Annotated in this window: 14 protein-coding genes; 4 read left to right on the top strand and 10 right to left on the bottom strand. The window is 53.9% G+C overall.

The features are described 5' to 3' along the window. Positions 1-160: 160 nt before the first annotated feature. Together AC4G46_RS04260 and AC4G46_RS04255 are read left to right on the top strand one after the other, a co-directional pair. Positions 161-913 (top strand): 3'-5' exonuclease, encoded by a 753-nt coding sequence (locus AC4G46_RS04260; RefSeq protein WP_491126828.1) that lies wholly within the window; start codon positions 161-163, stop codon positions 911-913. Between the two features lie 205 nt (positions 914-1,118). Beyond that, on the top strand, positions 1,119-1,883 hold the full coding sequence (locus tag AC4G46_RS04255; protein WP_491126827.1) for a MerR family transcriptional regulator: 765 nt from the start codon (positions 1,119-1,121) through the stop codon (positions 1,881-1,883). Positions 1,884-1,968: 85 nt separating this feature from the next. On the opposite strand, the gene AC4G46_RS04250 is transcribed toward AC4G46_RS04255, so the two are convergent. From AC4G46_RS04250 to AC4G46_RS04230, 5 genes are all read right to left on the bottom strand, one after another. Next, positions 1,969-2,553 (bottom strand): PepSY domain-containing protein, encoded by a 585-nt coding sequence (locus AC4G46_RS04250; RefSeq protein WP_491126826.1) that lies wholly within the window; start codon positions 2,551-2,553, stop codon positions 1,969-1,971. 116 nt (positions 2,554-2,669) lie between these two features. Continuing rightward, on the bottom strand, positions 2,670-3,311 hold the full coding sequence (locus AC4G46_RS04245; protein ID WP_491126825.1) for a PepSY domain-containing protein: 642 nt from the start codon (positions 3,309-3,311) through the stop codon (positions 2,670-2,672). Further along, on the bottom strand, positions 3,308-4,672 hold the full coding sequence (locus AC4G46_RS04240) for a sensor histidine kinase (protein WP_491126824.1): 1,365 nt from the start codon (positions 4,670-4,672) through the stop codon (positions 3,308-3,310). The genes AC4G46_RS04245 and AC4G46_RS04240 overlap by 4 nt, the downstream gene beginning before the upstream one ends. Beyond that, complete coding sequence (locus AC4G46_RS04235; RefSeq protein WP_491128783.1) at positions 4,669-5,373, bottom strand: response regulator transcription factor; 705 nt, start codon at positions 5,371-5,373, stop codon at positions 4,669-4,671. Before AC4G46_RS04235 ends, AC4G46_RS04240 begins: the two co-directional genes overlap by 4 nt. Positions 5,374-5,531: 158 nt before the next feature. Continuing rightward, on the bottom strand, positions 5,532-5,918 hold the full coding sequence (locus AC4G46_RS04230) for a MerR family transcriptional regulator (RefSeq protein ID WP_491126823.1): 387 nt from the start codon (positions 5,916-5,918) through the stop codon (positions 5,532-5,534). A gap of 101 nt (positions 5,919-6,019) precedes the next feature. On the opposite strand from AC4G46_RS04230, the gene AC4G46_RS04225 reads away from it, so the two are divergent. After that, positions 6,020-6,430: a carboxymuconolactone decarboxylase family protein gene (locus AC4G46_RS04225; protein WP_491126822.1), complete on the top strand. Its 411-nt coding sequence runs from the start codon at positions 6,020-6,022 to the stop codon at positions 6,428-6,430. A gap of 42 nt (positions 6,431-6,472) precedes the next feature. Here the strand turns inward: AC4G46_RS04225 and aroD are convergent, their stop codons facing one another. From aroD to AC4G46_RS04210, 3 genes are all read right to left on the bottom strand, one after another. Then, the gene (aroD, locus tag AC4G46_RS04220; RefSeq protein WP_491126821.1) at positions 6,473-7,240 is read right to left on the bottom strand and encodes a type I 3-dehydroquinate dehydratase; all 768 of its coding nucleotides are present in this window, start codon (positions 7,238-7,240) and stop codon (positions 6,473-6,475) included. Positions 7,241-7,279: 39 nt separating this feature from the next. Further along, positions 7,280-8,212, bottom strand: a complete 933-nt coding sequence (rbsK, locus tag AC4G46_RS04215; RefSeq protein ID WP_491126820.1) for a ribokinase — start codon at positions 8,210-8,212, stop codon at positions 7,280-7,282. 166 nt (positions 8,213-8,378) lie between these two features. Then, complete coding sequence (locus AC4G46_RS04210; protein WP_491126819.1) at positions 8,379-9,299, bottom strand: copper amine oxidase N-terminal domain-containing protein; 921 nt, start codon at positions 9,297-9,299, stop codon at positions 8,379-8,381. 362 nt (positions 9,300-9,661) lie between these two features. Between AC4G46_RS04210 and glgP the strand changes: the two genes are divergently transcribed. After that, the gene (gene glgP, locus AC4G46_RS04205) at positions 9,662-11,278 is read left to right on the top strand and encodes an alpha-glucan family phosphorylase (RefSeq protein WP_491126818.1); all 1,617 of its coding nucleotides are present in this window, start codon (positions 9,662-9,664) and stop codon (positions 11,276-11,278) included. Positions 11,279-11,588: 310 nt separating this feature from the next. On the opposite strand, the gene AC4G46_RS04200 is transcribed toward glgP, so the two are convergent. Both AC4G46_RS04200 and AC4G46_RS04195 read right to left on the bottom strand, forming a co-directional pair. Next, positions 11,589-11,930, bottom strand: a complete 342-nt coding sequence (locus AC4G46_RS04200) for a hypothetical protein (protein ID WP_491126817.1) — start codon at positions 11,928-11,930, stop codon at positions 11,589-11,591. 218 nt (positions 11,931-12,148) lie between these two features. Further along, a complete protein-coding gene (locus tag AC4G46_RS04195) occupies positions 12,149-21,793 on the bottom strand; it encodes an S-layer homology domain-containing protein (protein ID WP_491126816.1) in 9,645 nt (3,214 codons plus the stop codon). Positions 21,794-21,836: the final 43 nt, after the last annotated feature.

Below are 21,836 nucleotides of genomic sequence, written 5' to 3'. Positions count from 1 at the left end.
TCTTCTGTTCTACATTTCTCTTACCCCGCTGCCCTCTCCTGCTGTACGGCGGGTGTTCCACGCGGGTTCTCCCTTTTACCTGCATTTTTTGCTAAAATAGAAAGGTCGGCGCATTCTTCTTCATTACAAGCGCCAGTCAACGAAAACGGAGGCATTACCTGTGGATTATATTATTCTGGACATCGAATTCAACGGCCGTAAATTTGCCAGCGAGCATCCTATGGAGGTCATTGAGATTGGAGCTGTCCGGTTAGACGCTTCACTGCAGTTTAAGGATGAATTTACCGCCTTAATCAAGCCTATATATTTCTCTACCCTCAATTCGTTCATTAAGAAAAAAACCGGCATCCCGCAAGAGGACATCGATGTTGCCGCCCGGTTCCCCAAAGTCATCACCGCTTTCCGGAGCTGGCTTGATCAGAGCCCTGACGGTGTGCTGCTGCTGACCTGGGGCGGCGAGGACATGAAGCGGATCATTCAGGACGTGCGTATGCACAAAATGGACGAGTCCTACTGGATGGAGGCCACTTATTTCGATCTGCTGAAAGGGCTGCTGCGCGCCCGCGGACTTACCAACGATATCAGTGTGGAAGGCGCGATGGCGCTGCTCGGCCTTGAGCCTTCCGGCTCTGCCCACCGGGCGCTTGACGATGCGCGGATGACAGCGGAGATTTTCCGTGCGGTATTCGAAGAGCTGGACTTCTCACGGTCCCAGCATTTTGTGGATACCTTCTCCAACGCCAGAGAACGCAAAACGGTCAAAATCGCGATCAAAGCGATGACCTCCCAAAAAATCGTACCTACCTGGGAGCTGGTAGCCGAGCATTACTTCAAGGGCGAGGGCGCTTTGGCTGATCCGCGGAAGGTCGCGGAGCTGCAGGCGTACTTTACAGCCCAGCTCGGCAAAAAATAATAAGGCTATCTGCGGCTGCGGCAATTTTCCATAAGGGCTTCCTGTGGGAGATTGCCGCTTTTTGTATGACTGTTTTGCTCTCCGGTTACGCTAAAATTAGCGTTTGACATTGCCGTTACGTCAAGGTGTACAGTTGGTTTTGTAAGCAGGAGCTTACAGACGTAATGCACGAACATCCGGTGAATGAACCAAGGAGGTGGCGTACATGGAATATACCGTGCAGAAGCTGGGGGCGCTGGCGGGCATCAGTCCGCGGACATTGCGTTATTACGATGAGTTTGGTCTTCTGAGGCCGGCGAGAATCAATTCCTCGGGATACCGCATTTACGGCCAGGCGGAGGTCAATCTGCTGCAGCAGATTCTTTTTTACCGCGAGCTTGGCCTTACACTGGAGGCAATCCGGGACATCGTGACCTCACCGTCCTTTGACGGCGCCCGGGCATTGCGGGAACACCATGAGCAGCTGCTTCAGCGCCGGAAACAGCTGGATGAGCTGATCGCAAACGTCGAGCAAACACTGGCCCAGTCCGAAGGGAGAATAACCATGAGCAATGAAGAGAAATTTGCAGGCTTTAAGCAGAAGCTGATTGAGGATAACGAGCAGAAATACGGACAGGAGATCCGCGAGAAGTACGGTGAGGAGGCTGTCGAGAAGTCGAACCACAAGCTGAGAAATATGACAGAGGAGCAGTATGCCGCCTGCCAGCAGCTGGAGGAGGACATATTTGCCGCACTCGAGCAGGCGATGGAGGAAGGCGATTCAGCAAGTCAGCTGGCGCAAAAGGCTGCCGATCTGCACCGCCAGTGGCTCGGCTTCTCCTGGGATACCTATACCAAGGAAGCACATGCCGGATTAGCGCAAATGTATGTGGATGATGAGCGCTTCACCGCTTATTATGACAAGCGCCGCCCCGGTATGGCCGCCTTTCTGCGGGATGCCGTGCATGTCTATACGGGAGCGAAGCAATAGGATTGCCGCTGAGCAGATTCAGCCAAGTTGTATAAACGCGCATGAAAGAGGCAGCCGGTTTCCGGCTGCCTCTCTTTTTGCTGATTTAATCATCATAACCATCGTTATCGTCATCATCGGAATCTACATCCGTGTACAGTACCTTGCCTGTATAGGCATCAACGCCGACTTCCGTCGATGTCCGTCCGTTTCTGATCTCCACCTCATAGACAGCCGTTCCGTCATCCCGGTCAAGGTCTACATCCGTTACCTTTCCCGCGACTTTGGCTGTTGCCGCCTCTGCCGCCTTGGCTGCAGTGATCAGCGCTGCACCTGATGCCGTGGATGTGTAGTGATCATCGTCGTCATCGTTGTCGGTTTCTTTTCGCACACTCAGAACTTTACCGCTATAAGCATCAACCCGGACATCTATCTCCTGGTTTTTCTGCTGAATATCGATGTCGTAATAAGTACCGCTTAGCTTCTTCTCCAGATCAATGCTCTCCACCTGACCCGGCGCCGCCTTCAGGGCAATCTCCTCCGCTTTGGCCACACCGATCAGCGTTTTGCTCTGAGTCTGCTGTACCGCTGGTGCCGCTTCTGCCGTCCCGCTCCGGATTTCATTGATGCCGTAAGCACCCCCGAGAATGATCGCCGCTGCTGCTACACTGCTGAGTAATTGTTTCTTCATCTTTTTCCGCCTCCTGGTTATAATCTGGCCTGCTCATGTATTTAATATAAGGCTTCAACATGAGAGGTCAGCAGCAGCAAGATTAGAAATCGATGAGAAAATACTTCATTTCTTACTCATTCATTATCATCATCCGGCTCTTCCCAGGTTACAGAACGGATATTTCCCGATATCGCATCAACCTGTACTACCGCCTCACGGTCATCAGGCGTTTTAATCTCCACCAGGTAAAAGGCCCCGGCTTCATTGATTCCGGTATCCACATCATCTGCCTCCCCCGGCACTTCTTGCAGGGCCAGCTTTACAGCCTCGGCTTCGGACACTACCCGCTGCAGCGGGGATGGTGAGGGCGCGGGAGGAGTGGCCGAAGCTGCTCCTCCCGGCGGTGTGGCTGAGACCACGGGAGCTCCTGAAGCATCGGGAGCTGGCTGGATTTCCGGTGTAGGCGTAGGTGCAGGTGTAGGAACCGCCTTAAGCTGCACTATGGAGATGATCTCGCCGGTAGCACCGTCCAGCTTAACCTCGTACAGTCCCTGAGCAGTCTGCAGCTCAGCCATATAGTTACCGGAATGCTGGCTCAGGTACGCTATACTTCCAGGATACTCCTGCAGCAGTGCCTGTTCTGCCTCTTCCCTGCTGAGCAGCGGGCCTGTTTCTTTCCGGAAAAACCATAGGCAGGCTATCGCCAGCAGGAGGACGGCAGCGGCAATCAGTATTGTTTTGTATTGAAGGTTCAGGTTTATTCGCGGTCTGCTCATGTTCTCCCCCTGCTCTCAGCGGCAATCCGGATGGTGACCGAGGTTCCCCGGCCGGGAGCACTGTCCATGGACAGCTCCGCACCGATTGCCCCGGCTATCTCGGCAGCGAGCGACAGGCCCAGGCCTGCCCCGCCGCCCTGCCGGCTTCTTGCCGTATCCACCCGGTAAAAGCGGTCAAATATTTTGGGCAGCTCGTCCGGAGAAATTCCGATTCCCCGGTCGGTAATGACGATAATGCTCTCACTGCTGGCAGCCTCAAGACTAATGCTGATGGCTTCATCACTGTATTTACGGGCATTATCCAGAAAAATAAACAGCAGCTGCCGCAGCTTGGCTTCATCGGTGTATCCCTGGACTGTCCCCTGCGAGCGGACAAGAACATCCCTTCCATACGCTTTGTAAAAAGCCTTGGCCGAAGCACCAGCCAGTTCCCCCAGATCCATAAGCTTCATGGAGAGTACCCACTGCTCCTGATGCTTCGCCAGCAGCAGCAGCTGCTCTGTCAGCTCCTTCATCCGGACTGCCTCGGAATGGATCGCCTCAACCGATTCATTGAACAGCTCAGGATGAGCAAGTCCTCTGCGCTTCAGCAGACTGGCATAGCTCTCAATGACAGTAAGCGGTGTGCGTAGCTCATGCGAGGCGTCGGACACAAACTTCTCCTGTTTGAGATAATTGCTCTCCAGGAGTGCAATCATCCCGTTGAAGGTATGTCCCATCTCCACCAGTTCATCCTTGGCACCATCCTGCAGCGTCAGCCGCCGGAATTTCCCGCTGTCCTTGATCTCCCGCATCGTGGCGGTCATCTGGACAATCGGCCGCATAATCAGCCCGGACAGCAGCCGGCTGGAGAGCAGCAGCGGAATCAGCGCAACAGCTGTTGCTCCGGCAAGCACAATCCGCAGCACCCCGAGCGTATTCATCGTGCTCTCCATACTTTTCGTCATCTGCACATTCATTACCATTCCGTCATTCCAGATGACCGGAACAGATACAAAGGCATAGGAGTGCCCTTCCAAGCTGAGCATACGGGTCTGCCTCTCCTGATGGTATACCGGCTTCAGCCGGCTAAGCTCCTGTTCCGAGGCCGAGGTTACAGGAGCCGGTCCGCTCCCGCCCCCGGACAGCAGCCGGAGCATTCCCTCAACCGGGACATAAGCACGGAGAAGCTCAGCCGGAGGCACCTCCCCGGCGGCCCTGCGCATATCGGCGGCGATTTTGGCTGTCTCTGCCCCGGCCTGATCCAGCTCATTCTCGGTCAGCAGCCGGCTGAACACCGCATAGATAAACAGATTAATAATGATCAGAAGGACGGCGAACAGCACGCTGGAGTACAGATAAATTTTACTGCGCAGCTTCATGGGGCATCCTTCAGTACATAGCCGATGCCCCGTACCGTATGGATAAGCTCGCTCTCATTATCCAGCGCAATCTTTTTACGGACATAGCGGATATAGACATCCACCACATTGGTGTCACCGTAATAATCATAGCCCCAGACGGCGGACATGATCTGCTCCCTGTTCAGTACCTGGCGCTTGTTCTTCAGCAGGTATACGAGCAGGTCGAACTCCCGCGGGGTCAGCTCAATGCTCCGGCCTGCGCGGATCACCTCACGGGTGGCCTCATTCAGCTCCAGATCCTCTGCCCGCAGCCAGGTGTCCGGCTTCCTGTCTGTTTCCGCTGTCCTGCGGCTCGCCGCCAGTCTGAGTGCAGCCCGTACACGCGCCAGCACCTCCTCGATCTGGAAGGGCTTTGTAATATAATCGTTCGCGCCCAGATCAAGCCCGGAGACCTTATCTTCAACCGAGCTTTTGGCGGTCAGCAGCAGAACTGGAGTATGGGCATCACTGGCCCGGATGCGCCGCAGCAGCTCAATTCCGCTGAAGCCGGGCAGCATCACATCCAGAAGCAGGAGCCCGGGCTGCTGCTCCTGGTACATTTCAAGCCCGCCGGGGCCGCTGCCGGCAATGGATACCTGATACCCCTCGCATTCCAGCTCAATCTGCAGCAGACGGGCGATTTTCTCCTCATCCTCAACAACCAGAATGGATTCCGTCATGGGCATTCCTGCCTCCTTTTCCGGCGTAAGCCGTAAGCTGTTGGTATATATCTGCTTCATACGAATGCCTCCATTGTAGGGCATATGAGGCTGCAGTTTCAAATTCACCTGCATCCTGTGCACACAATAAATGAGCGGCAGCGTATATTCGCTGCCGCTCATTGCAGATCCAATCCGATGTCTTCCTCCATCTCTTTGTAGTACTGAATTTTGCCGGAAATCTTCTCCAGATTCTCACCGAGCTTAAGCATCTGCTGCTCAACCCTGAGCTGGTGGGCTTCCAGCATAAGCCTGCGCTCATGCACAGTAGAAGGTCCTTGGCTGCGCAGACTGGAATAGCGCTTCATCTCGCGGATCGGAATATCCAGCTCCCGCAGGATCACCAGAAATTGTACCCATGATACATCTGCCTCTGAATAAACACGGTATCCCTGTTCACTCCGCGCCACGCCCTCCAGCATTCCTTCTTTCTCGTAATAACGCAAAGTATGTGCGGAGAGTCCCGTTAGGCGGGACATTTCCTGAATCGTAAGCAGCTTGTCCATGGCTGTATTTTACCACAACAAATAAACAGTTGCATTAGAGCGCGCTCTAAACTGTACGCTTGGATCAGGAACAATAATTCACTCAAGTGGAGGGTTAACTTATGACTGCAGGACGTTACGAACGCGGGTGGGAGAAGCTGATGGAGGTGGATGGCACCGGGGGAGCCAAAGTCATTGAATCGCTGAAAGACATCTCTCCCGATCTGGGGCAATTTGTTATCGAGTTTGCTTTTGGGGATATTTACACCCGCGACGGGCTGGATTTGCGGCAGCGCCAGCTTATCACTATCTCCTCACTCACCACTCTGGGCGGCTGCGAGCCGCAGCTTAACGTTCACATCAATGCCGCGCTTAATGTAGGACTCACCCCAAAGCAAATCGTGGAAGCCATCCTGCATTGCGCGCCCTATACCGGATTTCCGCGTGTGCTGAATGCAACCTTTGTGGCTAAAGACGTCTTTCATTCACGGGGAATCACAGTGCAGGATCAGCAAAAAGACAGCTCCAACTGACGGAGCTGTCTACGCTTCCTCGTTTGCCTCAATGCCCGCGGATCATAGACTGCGGTGCAGCAGCTCCAGCACACTGCGCAGCTCGGTTACCGCCACCTGGCCCGGAGCCGAGGGCTTGTGTGCTGCACCAAAGGTCAGCGCCGAGCCGAAGATTTCTCCGGCCAGGCGGCTTATTACCCCTTCCCCGGCCATGGACATTGTAATAATCGGACGGTCGGCATACTGCTCCTGCATCCTATGGGTTGCCGCCAGCAGCGTCAGCACATCCCCCGGGCTGCCCGGCATAACGGCAATCTTCGGCAGATCGCCACCCAGCTCCTGTGCCCTGCACAGCCGGGATACAATCTCCTCTTCGGACGGTGTTCCCTGAAAATCATGATTGGACAGGATTACGAATACGCCGCTGGCGTGCGCAGCCGCAATTAAATCACGAACGATATTCTCCTCGTTGAACAATTCCACATCAATAATATCGACCAGGCCGCTCTCGGCGGCAGCCTTATTGAGCTGAATATAATAGTCCGTGGAAATCTCCTTCTCCCCGCCCTCTCTGGCGCTGCGGAAGGTGAAGATCAGCGGAAGGTCAGGCAGTATGTCCTGAATCCGCTCCAGTGCTACTCTAACCGCCGCGATATCTTCCACTTCAGCAAAAAAATCGCTCCGCCACTCCACTACATCCGGTGCGAGAGCCTTCAGCGCACCGGCCTCTTTTTCCAGCTCAGCCAAGGTCCCGCTAACCAGCGGTACACAGATTTTAGGCATCCCCTCGCCTAGCGTTACCTCTTTAACCGTTACAGTGCCGCTCACCATGCTCAGCTCCTTATGTATCTGAAATATGCTTATTTAAATTTACGCTCTAGCCGATTCCTTAAGGAACTGTTCGACCTCCGCCAGCTGCGGCAGTGATGGAATTGCCCCCTGCTTGCCTACCGCCAGAGCCCCGACTGCATTGGCGAAACGCACGGCCTCAGGAAGCGTCTTCCCGGAGGTCAGCTGACAAGCCAGCGCTCCGTTAAAAGAATCCCCGGCAGCTACCGTGTCGACCGCTTGCACAGGAAACCCCGGGATGTGCTGGCTTCCGGCATGATTCACAATCAGTGCTCCTTTGGAGCCGAGCGTAACGATAACATTCGCTACACCTTTCTGCAGCAGAAGCTGTGCAGCCTGCTCGGCATCCGCGATGCTGTTCACGGCCATTCCCGCCAGGATGCCCGCCTCCGTTTCATTGGGAGTCAGGTAAGCCACATGCTGTAGCAATTCATCAGTAAGCACGCGGGCCGGGGCCGGGTTCAAAATCACCGGAATGCCATGACTACGAGCCATAGACGCAGCCTGCTCACACATGGAGAGGTCTGTCTCCAGCTGCATTACCACCATTTCCGCCTGGCGGATAACCGGTTCCAGTGCTGCGATATCCTCGCGCCCCATTTCGAGATTCGCCCCGGGCACCACGATAATCCGGTTCTCTCCTTCTCCGTCCACCACGATGGAAGCCACACCTGTAGCCTGTGTCTCACTCTGCCCGATATACCCGGTATGGACCCCCTCCTGCCGCATCACCTCAAGCATTTCACGGCCGAAGCCATCCTTGCCCACTCTGCCGATCATTGTCACTTCTGCGCCAAGACGGGCTGCGGCTGCTGCCTGATTCGCCCCTTTTCCCCCGGGAGATAAGGCAAATGCCTGTCCAAACAAGGTCTCTCCGGCCTCAGGAGCCCGGCTTGTGCGCACCACCATATCCATATTCAGGCTGCCGATTATTACGATTCCCAATTTTTTCACCATCCTTAATAGTTACTTTCTATCTTACTCGGATTTCCCCGATTTAATCAAACCAAGACTTGCTCCATTTGCTCCCTATACAACAAAAGACACGACAGGATCTGCCGTGCCTTAACGAATTAAAATGTATATTATATTTCCGTTGGCCTGTCTCTAACGTAAAAGACTACTCTTCGTAGATGACTACAGACTGGGATACCGGCTCCCATTTAACGGTAGCTTTCAAGGCTTCACTGACAAAGCGGGCTGGCACCACGGTAGTCCCTTTAACGATTGCAGGTGTTACCTGGAGAATGACCTCCTGACCGTTAACATACGCGGTCTTCTTATCGATAAACAGCTTCACGGTGGTGCCTTCCCGGGTCATGGTGACAGAACGCTCCTTCGCATTCCAGATCACCTCGGCCTGCAGGGCCTCCGCAATAGCTTTGAACGGTACTAATGTATTTCCTGCTTTGAGAACCGGGGCAACCTCTGTGGCGGATTCTTCGCCGTTAACATACAGCCTGATCCCTTTTTGACCGGTTTGTGCATAGAGCTCGCCAAGCTTTTTGTACGAGTTGAGATTCTTGACATTAGCCAGAATAGCTTCCTTCTGTACATACACAGCATCCGTTACACTTCCCTGCTGTTTCAGCATTTCCGCCAATGCCGTCAACGCAGCATCCTTATCCTGAATGGCTTCCAGCTCAGCTTTCATTTGCGGTGTTAGCTCCGTATTATATTTAGTCAACAAGAGTCCCGCAATAACAGCCCCTGCCGGCTTGTCCTTCACGTTTTCGATCGCATTCAGAAGCCCCTTATATCCATTGTGACCCTTGTTTCCATATGTATCATAAGTGACAGAAGTAACGCTTTCTTTCACCTTTTCATAGCCCTTCTCTTTGTCCTTCTCTTTGTCCTTTTCTTTCGCTTTGTCTGATGCAGGGGTCGCTGCAGGTGCAACGGCTTCTTTATTGCTGTTACCGTTATTATTGCCGTTGCCGTTACCCTTTCCGTTACCGTTTTCAGATTTTGCCAGTGCTGCTCCCGACATCATGCTGACTGCCAAAACACAGCTTGCCAGAATACTTAGGATTTTTTTCATGTGCTCAGTTCCCCCTATGTTGTGATATGCTTCATCCTTTATTTCGGCCGCCGTCCTCCGCCTGATAAGTAAAAATGAATATTTGGGAAGTTCAGCTCAGTCCCGAAACCGCTATACTCCCTGGGCACTAGCCAAAGATACCTACTCCGTGCAGAAGATCAGCTTGCTTTATTTATTGGTGTGCTTTTCGTGGCAAAATTGTTTTTCAAACTTCGCTATGCTTTTTTTCAGCAAATGTGCTAGAATAAGTGTGCAACCGCTTCCAGGTAAGTTTTTGCCATTTTGAGCAAACGTTTGCACCTTAGATGTAGCCTGCAGCAGCACCTGATTATAATCCAATTCGTATTTAGGAGGCTTATCAAGTGAACCAGAACAAATTACCGTCTGTCGCTTATTTCAGCATGGAGTATGGCCTGCATTCCGACTTCAAAATGTACGCCGGCGGCTTAGGCATTCTTGCTGGAGATTACATCAAAGGTGCAAAGGATATCGATGTCCCCATCATCCCGATCGGGCTGAAATGGAAGCAGGGCTATACCGACCAGAAGATTGATGCCAGCGGCAATCCCTATGACTCCTACCACAATTATGTCTATGATTTTCTTGAAGATACAGGCGTTAAGGTCACCGTAAAGGTCAGAAAAGTAGATGTGGTCTGCAAAGTCTGGAAAACAGACAAGTTCGGCAATAACCCGCTCTATCTGCTTGATACGGACATTCCGGAGAACGGTGACGCCTGGATTACCGGCCAGCTGTACGGCTGGTTCGGCGAAGAACGGATTGCCCAGGAGATTGTGCTCGGGATTGGCGGGGTAAAAGCGATGCGTGCGCTGGAGATTCCAATCGACGTCTATCATTTTAATGAGGGTCACGCGGCCCTGGCTGCCATCGAGCTGATCCGCGAGAAGATGTCCGGAGGCAGCACCTTTGAGGAAGCCTGGAAGGCTACGCGCGAAGAAGTGGTATTTACTACCCATACTCCGATAAAAGAGGGCAACGAAACCCATCCGCTGGACCGTCTCGAGTACATGGGCGCCTTTAACGGCCTGACCCGTGCACAGATGGAGCGGATCGGCGGCGAGCCGTTCAATATGACTGTGGCCGGCCTGCGCTTGTCCCGCATCTCTAACGGTGTGGCCCAGCTGCATGCGGAGACAGCCAACAAGATGTGGAAGGAAGTGGCCGGCAGATCTCAGATCATCGGCATCACTAATGCGATTCACACTCCTACCTGGGTGGACGAGCGGATTACGCGTGCTTATGAGGAAGACGGAGACCTGTGGGCAACCCATAAGGAGATTAAGAACGAGCTGATCGGCTTCATAGAAGAGCGTTCCGGCATCGCCCTGAATCCTGATAACCTGCTGATCGGCTTCTCCCGCCGGGCTGCTCCATACAAGCGCAGTGACCTGATCTTTTCCCAGCCCGATATCATTGAGCCTTACCTGAAGGACGGTAAAGTCCAGATCGTCTTCTCCGGCAAAGCCCATCCGCTGGATGACAACGGAAAAAAAATTGTCAGCAACCTCGTCGCCATGATGAAAAAATATCCGAAGAGCGTCGTGTTCCTGGAAAACTACGATATGACCATCGGCGCACAGCTGACCCGCGGCTCCGACATCTGGCTCAACAACCCGCGCCGTCCGCTGGAAGCGAGCGGCACCTCCGGCATGAAGGCTGCGATGAACGGCGTGCTGAACTGCTCCATTCTCGACGGCTGGTGGCCGGAAGCCTGCCTGGACGGGGAGAACGGCTGGCAGATCGGTGAAGGCTTCGAGACAACGGACTTTGCCGTGCTCGACAAGCATGACAGTGACGCGCTGTACGATACTCTGCTGAACCGTGTACTGCCAACCTTCTACGAAAACCGTGAGAAATGGGTAGAAATGATGCGCAAGAGTATCGAAACCACCCGTACCGAGTTCGCCACCAAACGGATGCTGGATGAGTATTACAGCAGAATGTACATCAAGGAGTAGCCTGTCCGGCTCTCCCTAAGCTATGGTGTAACCATATTAAGCTCCCGTCTGCTTCTCGCGGCCGGGGGCTTTTTTGGTGAAGCAGGGAAGATTAATTTTGCTGCTTCATTCCCTGAGATCTGCGCCAAGCTCAAGCTTGAGCGCTTCGATACTCAAACTTTTCGCTGAAGAATGATCATTAAACTCCATAAACCCCTTTTTTACATTAATGAAGGATTCCTCATAAAAAACGCCCGAGGAAATTTCAAACAAAAAAGGCAGCACGCTTCAAGTATATTGAAACGCACTGCCTTTTTTACAATCCACTTCATTAGTAATTCTTTAAAAATCCCCTACCTTTTAATTCCTGACCATAGCCCGCTTCGAACAGCAGCTTAAGTATAGGTGATATACTATTGGTTATCTTATTCTCAAGTTCTTCCAATTGCTTCTGGGATACTTGATTCTTAATAACAGAAGCATTTTCCTTTAGTGCGCTGAGCTGTTCTTTTCTCAGATACATTCTTTCGAGCCGTTTAAATTCAATTTCGTAGTGCATAGGAATAATATCCTCTTCACCTGTCCATACTTTCCCAAACAATGGCTGCCGTTTATCTCTCCGTCCGTCAATCTCAGGTGACATTTTATTGAAACGTTGAGCAATGTTTAACATTACCTCAAAAGCCCCCAATTCCTGCTATTGTATCATTTGACTCCACAGGTTAACTTCGGATTTCGTGGTCAACCCGACAGTACACAAGTCTTACGTCTTGTTACTCTCAACTACGCCGAAACCTACGTTCATTACAAAAGACGGTGAGTCTCCGCTAACAGAGACTCACTCACAGGTTTATCAGATAACCTTTGTCTAATGCACATTAATAGAAATCTCTATATCATTCCTGAGAGTCTTAGCAGCTTCTCAATAATGGTCACTGCCTCAGCTCTGGTTGTTAAATCAGCAGGAGCCAGCTTCGCACCGCTTCTTCCGGATACGAGTCCTGCATGGATCCCTGCAGCAAAGCCGTTTTTGGCATAATCGGCAATGCTTGCGGCATCAGTAAAGCTCTTCAGCAGCTGTTCCTTACCGGCTTCTGTCACCTCTGTCTGCAGGCCCGTAAGCTGCATTGCTCTGTATAGAATCACCATCATCTGCTGACGGGTAATCGGCTCCGTCGCTCCGAATCTGCCATCAGGATATCCGGACACCAAACCGTACTCAGCTGCGATTTTGACATTTGAAGCATACCAGGCTCCGGCGCTTACATCACGGAAGGTGTTGCCCCCCTCTGCGGCAATTCCGTCGAGGCCCAATGCCTTCACAATAATGGTCGAAAATTCGGCCCGGGTAATGCTGCGGTCCGGTTCAAAGCTTCCTTCACCTATACCGCTCACAATCCAGCGGCTGGTCAAGTCTGCGATGGCTGCCTGTGCCCAATGAGATTGAACATCTCGGAAAGAGAGATCTTGCCGTGCAGTGACTAGGGCAATTATGCCGCTTCCCGACAAACTCTTCATAACCGCCGTCAGACTATCGGTATTTTCGTTTATCCGGGTTGGCAGCGGGTAAATGCTTCCTTCAGCCGTAACGTTCACGCCGATTGCTTTCGATCCATTCGTTGTCTTCGGTAAAGTAATCGTGCGTTCCACATAAGCGTTAAATCGATCAACCTCTTTCTTCTGATCTCCAACCGTGTACACGGCACGGAATACAACTGGCTTTGTAAGGAAGGAATACGAACCGGCCTCAGCCGCTTGCTCGGCAAGTTTTGTCTCCTGCTCATCTGGTGAATTAATCTCAAGACTAACGGCTGCCTGTTCTGAAGGAACGTCCAGTAGCAGAGCAGGTATACGGAACCCTGCAGTTCCATTATTCAGTTGGATTACTGTCTGGTGCTCCGCCAGCAGCTTGACCAGTTTTCCACTCAGCTCTGCTTTGTTCACATCAGCCTTTTTGCTAAAGATAATCGCAATCTCAGCCGGACCTTCAGCTTCCTGAAGCAGCTTTGTAAGAGCAGCCTCATCCACAACAATGGTTGTTGTTACTCTGCCGTTTTCTGTGCTGTCTTTGGCTTGAGCGACCGCCCGTGCTGTTCCGTTTACCAGGATATCGAATGTGGCAGTGTCTGTGTGCACTGGACTAACTCCGCCTCCGGAGCTGCCGCCACCGCTGCTACCACCGCCACCGCCGCTATCTCCACTACTGCCGCCATTGTCGGTGTCTGGTATTTTCTTAAACTCCGCAATGAGCATTCCGCTGTCATTCTTACCCTCTGCTACCGTTATCGCCTTGACTATAGCAGAGTCACTAAGCGGAATAGGTTTTGTGTATACCGGGGACACCTCAGAAGGTGCCGTGCCATCAACGGTGTAATGAATCTGGCCGTCCGACTCGGCGCTTACCAGCACCACCTCGGTCTTGTCCTTGAAGTCGGGGGCCGTGGCGCTTGTCGGCGCGGCCGCCGTCTCACCATAAGCCAGCGGTGTTCTGTTAATAATGATATGACGGCTCTGGCCGCCCTTCGACGCAGTCAGATTAATCGGGCCTGGTTCACCCTCAACCGTCCAATGGATCGTAGTGTCAGGAGTAGTAGTATAGCCTCCTCTCACTTTAAACGCCGTATCCCCATCCTTCAGTAAAACTGCAACGGTGGACAGGTCACTGTCCAGCGAGCCGGAAAAAGATGCTAGCTGTGGGTAGAACCCCCGAACCGCCTTCCATACGGAAGAAGCTTCCAGCCCTTCAGGCAGCGAGCCTCCCGTCAGCTGTGAGGTGCCTAATCCTTCCGCTTGCCCCTTAACTCCGGTTACTTTGCTTCCCTCCGACGTGTAATAGGCTGCCGGGATCTGAAGCATCTGTGCATCAAAGATATTGTGGAGCAAAATAATAGCAGTGCCGGTCTGTCCGGTGACACCTCCGGCTAAAGTTCTGCCCTTGACCAACTGGCCGTTGATACTAGCCGCAATTTGTCCACCATTCACAGAATCGGAGATCGTCCCTGCCTCTGCATAGCCCGCGATGCCTCCCGCCCGGGCGATGTCGTTACCGGCAGCTTCTATGGTTCCTGTGTTATAGCTTTCGGTAATGATACCCGAGCTGGCCCCGGCGATGCCCCCCGAGCTTGCGTGCTTCGCTGTCGCGGCTACATCGGAATAAGAGAAGCTCTCTCTAATAGAGCCTTCAGCTCCGTTCTGACCGGCAATACCACCTGCAATACTGGTTTCTTCAGGATCGGAAGCAGTGACGACGGCTCTTGTATAGGATGACTCAACGCTTCCCTCGTTGAGCCCCGCAATGCCCCCCGCCACAGAAGGGGAAGTGATCTTTGTCAGGCCCTTTACAGCAGCTGCTTCGATCTGGCCGTTGTTGCTGCCGGCGGCCCCGCCGGCATACACTACGCCCGCAACCTTCAGGTTCTCTGCCATTACACTGGTAAGCAAGCCCTGATTGTCACCGGCTACGCCACCGGCCATCCCAGCCGATACGCTTCCGCCGCTTACGCTCACATTCTTAATGATTCCCTCCGAATGGTTCACGCCTGCAGCTGCACCTGCACTGTTCACTCCGGATATGGCAACATCCCTCAGCTTCAAACTCTTGATAGTGCCGTAATTTTCAGCGATTAGACCAGGGTGATCGAATGATTCAGAATGATAATTCAATCCGGAGAGGGTATGCTCTCTGCCATCCAGCACACCTTCAAAGCTCGCTATAGGCAGCCATGGCTTACCGGCCAGCGAAATATCCCCTGTCAGTGTGATGCTGCTGATTTCGGGCGGTGCTTCTGCAGCCGGATCAAACAGCGCATACACTGTATCGCCCTCATCATTCAGCAGTGCAAGTCCCGCAAGCTCCCTGGCAGTGCCCGCCGTGAATGCAGTCTGATTCTTCCCTGCCTGGGTAAGTACATGCAGGTCTGGCGAGAAACGCCAGTCTGACATATTCATCAATACCGGAGCATAGGGCTGTACTCCATCAGCAAAGCCCCATATCGGCTTATTGCCCGAGAAATTCCAGCCCTCCGGCTGGTTATATCCGGCAAGCGATAATTGCTTCAGTTGGCTGCCCTGCCCCTCGTTGCTTGTATCATGCCCGATAGGGGAAAGACTTCCTTCATAATAAGAATTCTCTATTAATCCGTTCCGGTAATGATAGCCGATAAAAGCTCCCATATAGGAGTTGGAGCCGCCCGCCATAGCTGAAACTACGGACACCCGCTCATACACCCGTGCCAGGCTGCCGTCGTTATATCCAGCGAAGCCGCCGGCGTAGGAACGGGTTGCCCCATTGCTCCCGGCAACAGTGACCTCTTCCTGGGCAGCATAGGCATCTTCAATTTCGCTTCTTTGATAAATAACGCCTGCGAAACCGCCGCCTCTGGCATCAAAGCCCGTGCTCGATACATCCCCCGAGGCATAGGCCTGCTTAATGCGATACTGATTGACCGTGCCGGCGAAGCCGCCGGTGTAAACCCCTGCCGCTCCGCTCACAGTAACCCCGCCTGAGGCGTATGCCAATGAAATTGTTCCGCTTACGCTCTCTCCCAAGAGACCGGCGAAGCCGCCGGCGTAGATAGTGGTATACGGATTAGCACTATCCATCCGAATATCCGGATTGGCCGAGGAGGCATAAATATCCGTACCATCAGCCAGCCCAATGAACCCGCCGATATGGGCATCTGCTTCCGTTCTCCCGATTGCAACGCTCTCTCCAATAACGATCGGCTTGTTATCTGCCGCTTTTGCATGGGCATAGGAAATACTGCCACCAGACGACTGTCCCGCCAGGCCCCCTACATTGTAGTTTGTGTTTCCCTCAGCCTGGATGAGGCTTTCGGTCTCAATTCCGGCCAGACGGCTGTCCTTGACATAGCCTACTGCCCCGCCAGCCGTGGCCGTCCTCGCTCCGCTCAGCTCAAGCGAAACTGAGGAGGAGGAATTATACAAGGAGACAGAATCCAGCTTCCCGGCAATACCTCCGGCATACAGCTGTGCTGTCTGACCCGTCGCGTCGATAGAGATTGTACCTGCAGGAAGCTCCGCTTCATATACCCCCGGGTACAGCGGCACCAGCAGTCCGAAATCCAGAGTAGTGTCTCTCTTCGAAGATTCTATCGTTCCGGCAACACCACCGGCTGCAAGTACACCAGACGAGGCGCTGACTTTAATCTGCGGAGAAGATTCCAGCTTGTACAGAATAGAGTCCCTCACCTGGCCGGCGATCCCCCCAGCTATAGCTCCATTGCCTGTTGCCAGTAGGGTTCCGCTGAATACAGCCTCCTTCAGTGCAGCATCGGCCAGCTTGCCGGCAATACCGCCCACAATACCGCCTTCATCCGCAGACGCTATCGTCACACCCAGGACCTCAGTATTCTCTATTTCAAATGTGTTGCCGCCAAGACCGGCTTTAGCACCAACGATACCACCGGCTGCCGCACTTGCAGCGATGATTGCTCCGGGAGCCTGGTCACCTTGCACTTTGGCATTACGAATCACCTGTCCTGTTCCAGAGCGTCCGAATACCCCTCCGGCAATGGAACCCGCAGCAAGGGCCTGCACACCTTCGCCAGCCAAGTTAACGCTGAGGCCATCGGCCGTTCCTGATTCTGCCGCACCAGCCAAACCGCCAGCTAGGCTGTTTTGGCCAGTTGCTACGATACCCCCTCCATCCTGCATGAGAAGAGACCCCTCAGTCAGGTCACCTTTCATTCTTCCTGCCAGACCGCCTACAGCCGCGTTGTCACCTGCGGCTTCAATTTTTCCTGCTGCCAATATGAGGCTGCCGTGGTCCAGGCCTGAAAGGTTATCGCCGATCAGCCCCCCAACATAAGCCCCGTCCTCATCGCTCGACACCTTGCTTCCTCCGCTGACTGACATCGATAAGCCGGAGACCTGGCCTTCATTGCCTCCGATAAGACCTCCCGTTGCCTTTCCGCCATTAATCTCGGCGCCGCCTGACAAGCTTCCTTCTGCCTGTTCGACTTTCCCCAGATTCAATCCCGTCAAAGCTCCGGCATAGCTGCTGCCGGCTAGCGACAGGGGCGCTACAGAAACCTGACGGACTACAGCTTCGCTGCCGATGACACCGAATAGCCCAGCATATTCCCCTTTTGTTACCTTGAAATCACTGATCAAGTACTGATTGCCGTTAAAGGTTCCTTCAAAGGCATGATTGACATCCGCCCCGATAGGCGTCCAACGTGAGGCCCTAATACTAATCGGTCCCGTCACTTCTATCGTTCTGCCGATGAAATTAAACGTTTCGACTCCTGCTGCCTTACCGTTTACAATCGCCGCCAGACCCGTTAGGTCATCCCCCGACTTGATGCTAAACCGCAGTGCATTAGGATTCTGTGTATACCAGTTCAAATTCATGCTGGCAGAATCATTGCCTTCATCACCAGCGTCAGCGCTCAGGCTCAGCTCCGGGTACTTGTAATTGGCACTAGCTAAGCTATACCGCCATGGTGAACTGCCGAACGTCCAGCCGGACAACGCCGGAAATGCTTTACGGTCGGCGAGCGCCGAGGAAAGAATCGGACTCAGACGCGCATAATTGTTCAGCTCATTGAAGGTCCCGCCGCCAAAATCCAAGACTCCGCTGTTAATCGACAAGCTTTCATCCTTAACATAATAGGTATCATCGATGAGCTTCTTGTCTGTGCTGGCGTAGTATCCCGCAAAGCCGCCGGAATACGCGCCTTTGTCTCCGGTAATCCGGCCAGCAGAGTAGCTGCTTGCTACCGTTCCCGTCGTTATCCGTCCGATCAGACCGCCGCTGTACGAGCCCTTTCCGCTGGCTGATACATCCTTGCCTGCGTAAGAATCGACGATGGAGCCCGAATGATCGCCAATCAGGCCGCCTACATAGGTATAGGCCCCATTTCCTGTTACTTTTGACATGGTAAAGCTCTTCTCTACACTTCCGCTGTTTCTGCCAATCAGACCGCCCAGAATGGCGTAGCTGCCCGCTGTACCGGCAAGATCAGTTTTCAGATCAGCTTCAATATAGGAGGAGATGACTCGGCCAGTATTCTCGCCGATCAAGCCTCCGATAACATTAGACATGCCGCCGGACGATAGGACCGTATTCGAGGACATGTAATAGATCGTTCCTGTGTTTCTTCCGATGAGCCCGCCAATCAGGCCGTTGCCTCCGTCAGACAGAACGGGAAGCTGGCCGCCCATGCTGTTCTTTGCAATGAAACTCCGGTTCTCGCCGACCAGACCGCCGGTTACCGAAGAAGCTCCGTGTACTGTGATGCTCCCGCTCAGCTTACTGTCCTGAATTGAGCTGCTAGAAGCTGCCACAGCGGCTGCAGTATCTTCATCTCCTCTGACATCATTCAAGCCTACCAGGCCACCAGTAATAGAGGAAGAGGCTGAAGCCGACAAAACCATCGACAGCGCACTCATCAGGTTATCCTTCAGCACTCTGGAAGCTCCCGAATCACTGTAACCGGCAACTCCACGGTTATAGCCGGCCACGCCGCCTGCGATCGTTCCGGCCCCTTTTAATGCAAGCTTGACCGTAGAACCGGACATCTGTGCGATCGTACTAGCGACGTTGTAGCCCACAATGCCGCCTGCATAAAGCCCGGTTGCCGTTTCCGTCCCGGTTAGTAGAACATTTTCGGCTGCTGGAGCCGCCGCGCCGCTGCCCGTGAGAACCGCATTTTCTGCCCGTCCGGCCAAGCCTCCGGCTTGGACTCCGTTACCGGACACATTGAGCAGGGCATAGTCTGGGAGAACCCCTTTAACAAATGATTGTTCGATTTCCGCGCCGGTAATCTGGCCGACCAGACCACCGATCCTGCTGCCTTCACCCGGTGCATTCAGCACCGGATTCTCCACAACCACCCGGCGGATCGGGGAAGCATTGCTTTCCCCAACAATTCCGCCTATTCGTGCACCGCTGGCCGATTTCACGGAACTGACCGTCAGACCGGATACATTACTGTCTGTTCCATTCCCGCTTACAGCAGCCCCGGCGCTTACTGCTCCGGCCACCCCGCCCACAGCGGTGTCTGCACCTTCTGCGGCCAGCCGCAATTGGCCATCGCCCGGAGCGACGATTGGGTTGCTTATGGCACCGGACGTGAATCCGGCCAAACCGCCTATCCGATTGTCGCTGCCAAGGGCCTTGATGCTTAAATCCATCGCTGTCAATCCTGTCAGGCGGCCGCTGTTGCTGCCCACAATCCCTCCAAGGTCTGAATGGTCGCCCTGAGCGTCGATTGTAATCCCGGATACCGCCTGCAGGGTATCCGAATCAAGCTCCATGCCGCCCTCCCCGATTACACCACCGATTGCATTGCTTGCGGCAGCTGAAGCAATCGTGATACTCCGCACCACGATGGGTATTCCGTGCACACTTGCCGTGGCTTGGGAAGAGATCTTGCCCGCCAGACCGCCCAGTCTGGAACGGATCGCTTGCGGGCCTGCCGACAGGCTGATTCTGTTAACAGATGCCTTCCCCAGCACCAAGGTGCCCCGGTCTTCGCCAACGAGGCCGCCCGCCGCTGAGTCGGCAGCTTCGGTGAAAATATGCAGACTGTCAGTCCCCTCAGAACTGGCGTTGCCTATTACCGCATCAGTGATTCTCCCGAGAGCCGAGCCTGCGATACCGCCCGCTGTCCCGCCAGTTCCCGAGATGCTAACCTCTGCATACTTAACTGCTGCAGACTGAATGATACCGTCCGCATACCCTGTCACGCCGCCGGCATTGCCGCTCGACTGGATCAGAGCCGGGGCCTTCGCTGTGCCGCCAACTTCCGCACCGGCGATCATGCCGCCTCCTGTCATATAGCCGGCCACGCCGCCGGTATGTACGCCGTTGCCTCCGGCTACCTTAATCCCACCGGTGAATACAGTATTTTCGATCACGCCGCCCAGCCCGTAGTACCCTATAATGCCGCCGGTGTACACCTGGCTGTCAGCGCCGGAATCGCTGGAAGTCACAGTAATGTTGCCGCCATAGGATTCGCCTGCTATTCCCGAGTCGCCATCCAATGCATTTCCGACAAAACCTCCGGTATACAGTCTGCTGGCTCCCGTAACCTCAATATCTCCTTCGCTGTAGATATTGCCCGCCGCCTTGTGATAATTGCGATTTCCGATTATACCGCCAGTGTGCACATCGGATGCCGTGCCGGTTACGGTAATCCCTCCGCTATTGCCATACGCTTCAGCGGTATTGCTGTGGAACAAAAGCCGTTGGCCTGCGAAGCCAACCAAGCCTCCGGTATACACACCATTGCCGGAAGCTTCGACCTGAATCGCCGCCCGATTCCTGGCGCCTTCCTGGAACGCAGTGATGCCATCCACCTTGCCGGCTATAGATCCGGTGTACACCTCCGACGAGCCGACGGCAGTCACAGGCGTGTTGTTAAGCACACTGGTCCCCCAGGTGAAATCGCCCGCCACACTGCCGGCAATGCTGCCGGTGTATGTCCGCTGGCCTGCCTTATTGACTATGGCAGGGGCTGTCTGCACAAAGGGGATGGATACATTCAGTCCCCCGGAATTTTCATACGCACCAACCAGACCTCCGGCGGATACGCCTGCAGTCGCGGTACCGGAATTCACATGAATCTCTCCGGAGTTCGAAGTCTGAGTGGAGAAGGTGACGAGGGCATCCGCTCCCACCCGGCCCATAATACCGCCGGCAGAACCGCTCCCGATATCCGTTAGCGTAATCCGTCCGCTGTTGCGCATGAAGGTCTCTTCTTCTGCCATGAATACCGGCGCAGATGCCAAGCCGACGATACCGCCCGCATCGGCTTTGTAGACAGTGCCCGTAATGCTTACGGGACCGGTGTTCTCGCTCTTCTTCAGTGTCAGACTGCCGTTGGTTGAAGCTGCAACGCCTCCGGCTATGCCCAAATAAGAACCGCTGAGCACGACACTGCCATGATTGGCCACACCAGACAGCATACCCGAGCCGCTGCCGACGATCCCGCCGGCATACACATTGCCGGTGACTGTTCCAGTGACCTGTATAGAAACATCGCTGGTCACATCAAGGATTGTGCTGTCTTCATCCATGTAACCGGCAACTCCGCCCACGGCTGCATCGCCGGAGACGGTAGTCTGAATGCTGCCCGACAGTGTAAACCGGCCGACCGTGGCTCCGCTCATGCGGCCGATCAGCCCTCCATACACACTGTCCGTCACTCTCAGACCCGTCAGATCCGGGCTATGCCCGGCCTGACCGATAAGAATTCCTCTGAATGGATGCTCGCCGGTACCAATCGGCATCCATTCGTAGTCAGCAAGTGACAGGGAACTGGAGACTGCAATTTGCAGTGTTTTGCCGCTGAAATCGGTAGTTCCGTCATTGACCAGTTTGGCGACTCCCGCCAGCTTGGCCGCTGAATCGATGATATACGTAGAATAATTCGTTTCATACCAGCTTATATCTGCATGTTCGCTCCAGCTTCCGCCGCTGGCTTCTGCCGGTTTTCCGGCAGGCAGCAGGGGAACCAGCAGCAGCGCGCAGCATAACAGCTTGATCCATTTTTTTGTAAAAAACATAGGTCACCTTCCCGCTCTCTGAATAGTATTGCTTCTTCCGCAC

The organism is Paenibacillus sp. fava2 (assembly GCF_058313675.1).
This window is presented reverse-complemented; position numbering and strand designations above follow the sequence as displayed.

Bases quoted from the DNA above. Each gene is read 5' to 3' on its own strand.
- AC4G46_RS04250 (WP_491126826.1), bottom strand. From the start codon at position 2,553: ATGAAGAAACAATTACTCAGCAGTGTAGCAGCAGCGGCGATCATTCTC.
- AC4G46_RS04210 (WP_491126819.1), bottom strand. From the start codon at position 9,299: ATGAAAAAAATCCTAAGTATTCTGGCAAGCTGTGTTTTGGCAGTCAGC.
- AC4G46_RS04225 (WP_491126822.1), top strand. From the start codon at position 6,020: ATGACTGCAGGACGTTACGAACGCGGGTGGGAGAAGCTGATGGAGGTG.
- AC4G46_RS04195 (WP_491126816.1), bottom strand. From the start codon at position 21,793: ATGTTTTTTACAAAAAAATGGATCAAGCTGTTATGCTGCGCGCTGCTG.
- AC4G46_RS04240 (WP_491126824.1), bottom strand. From the start codon at position 4,672: ATGAAGCTGCGCAGTAAAATTTATCTGTACTCCAGCGTGCTGTTCGCC.
- AC4G46_RS04245 (WP_491126825.1), bottom strand. From the start codon at position 3,311: ATGAGCAGACCGCGAATAAACCTGAACCTTCAATACAAAACAATACTG.
- AC4G46_RS04235 (WP_491128783.1), bottom strand. From the start codon at position 5,373: ATGACGGAATCCATTCTGGTTGTTGAGGATGAGGAGAAAATCGCCCGT.
- AC4G46_RS04200 (WP_491126817.1), bottom strand. From the start codon at position 11,930: ATGTTAAACATTGCTCAACGTTTCAATAAAATGTCACCTGAGATTGAC.
- aroD (WP_491126821.1), bottom strand. From the start codon at position 7,240: ATGGTGAGCGGCACTGTAACGGTTAAAGAGGTAACGCTAGGCGAGGGG.
- AC4G46_RS04255 (WP_491126827.1), top strand. From the start codon at position 1,119: ATGGAATATACCGTGCAGAAGCTGGGGGCGCTGGCGGGCATCAGTCCG.
- AC4G46_RS04230 (WP_491126823.1), bottom strand. From the start codon at position 5,918: ATGGACAAGCTGCTTACGATTCAGGAAATGTCCCGCCTAACGGGACTC.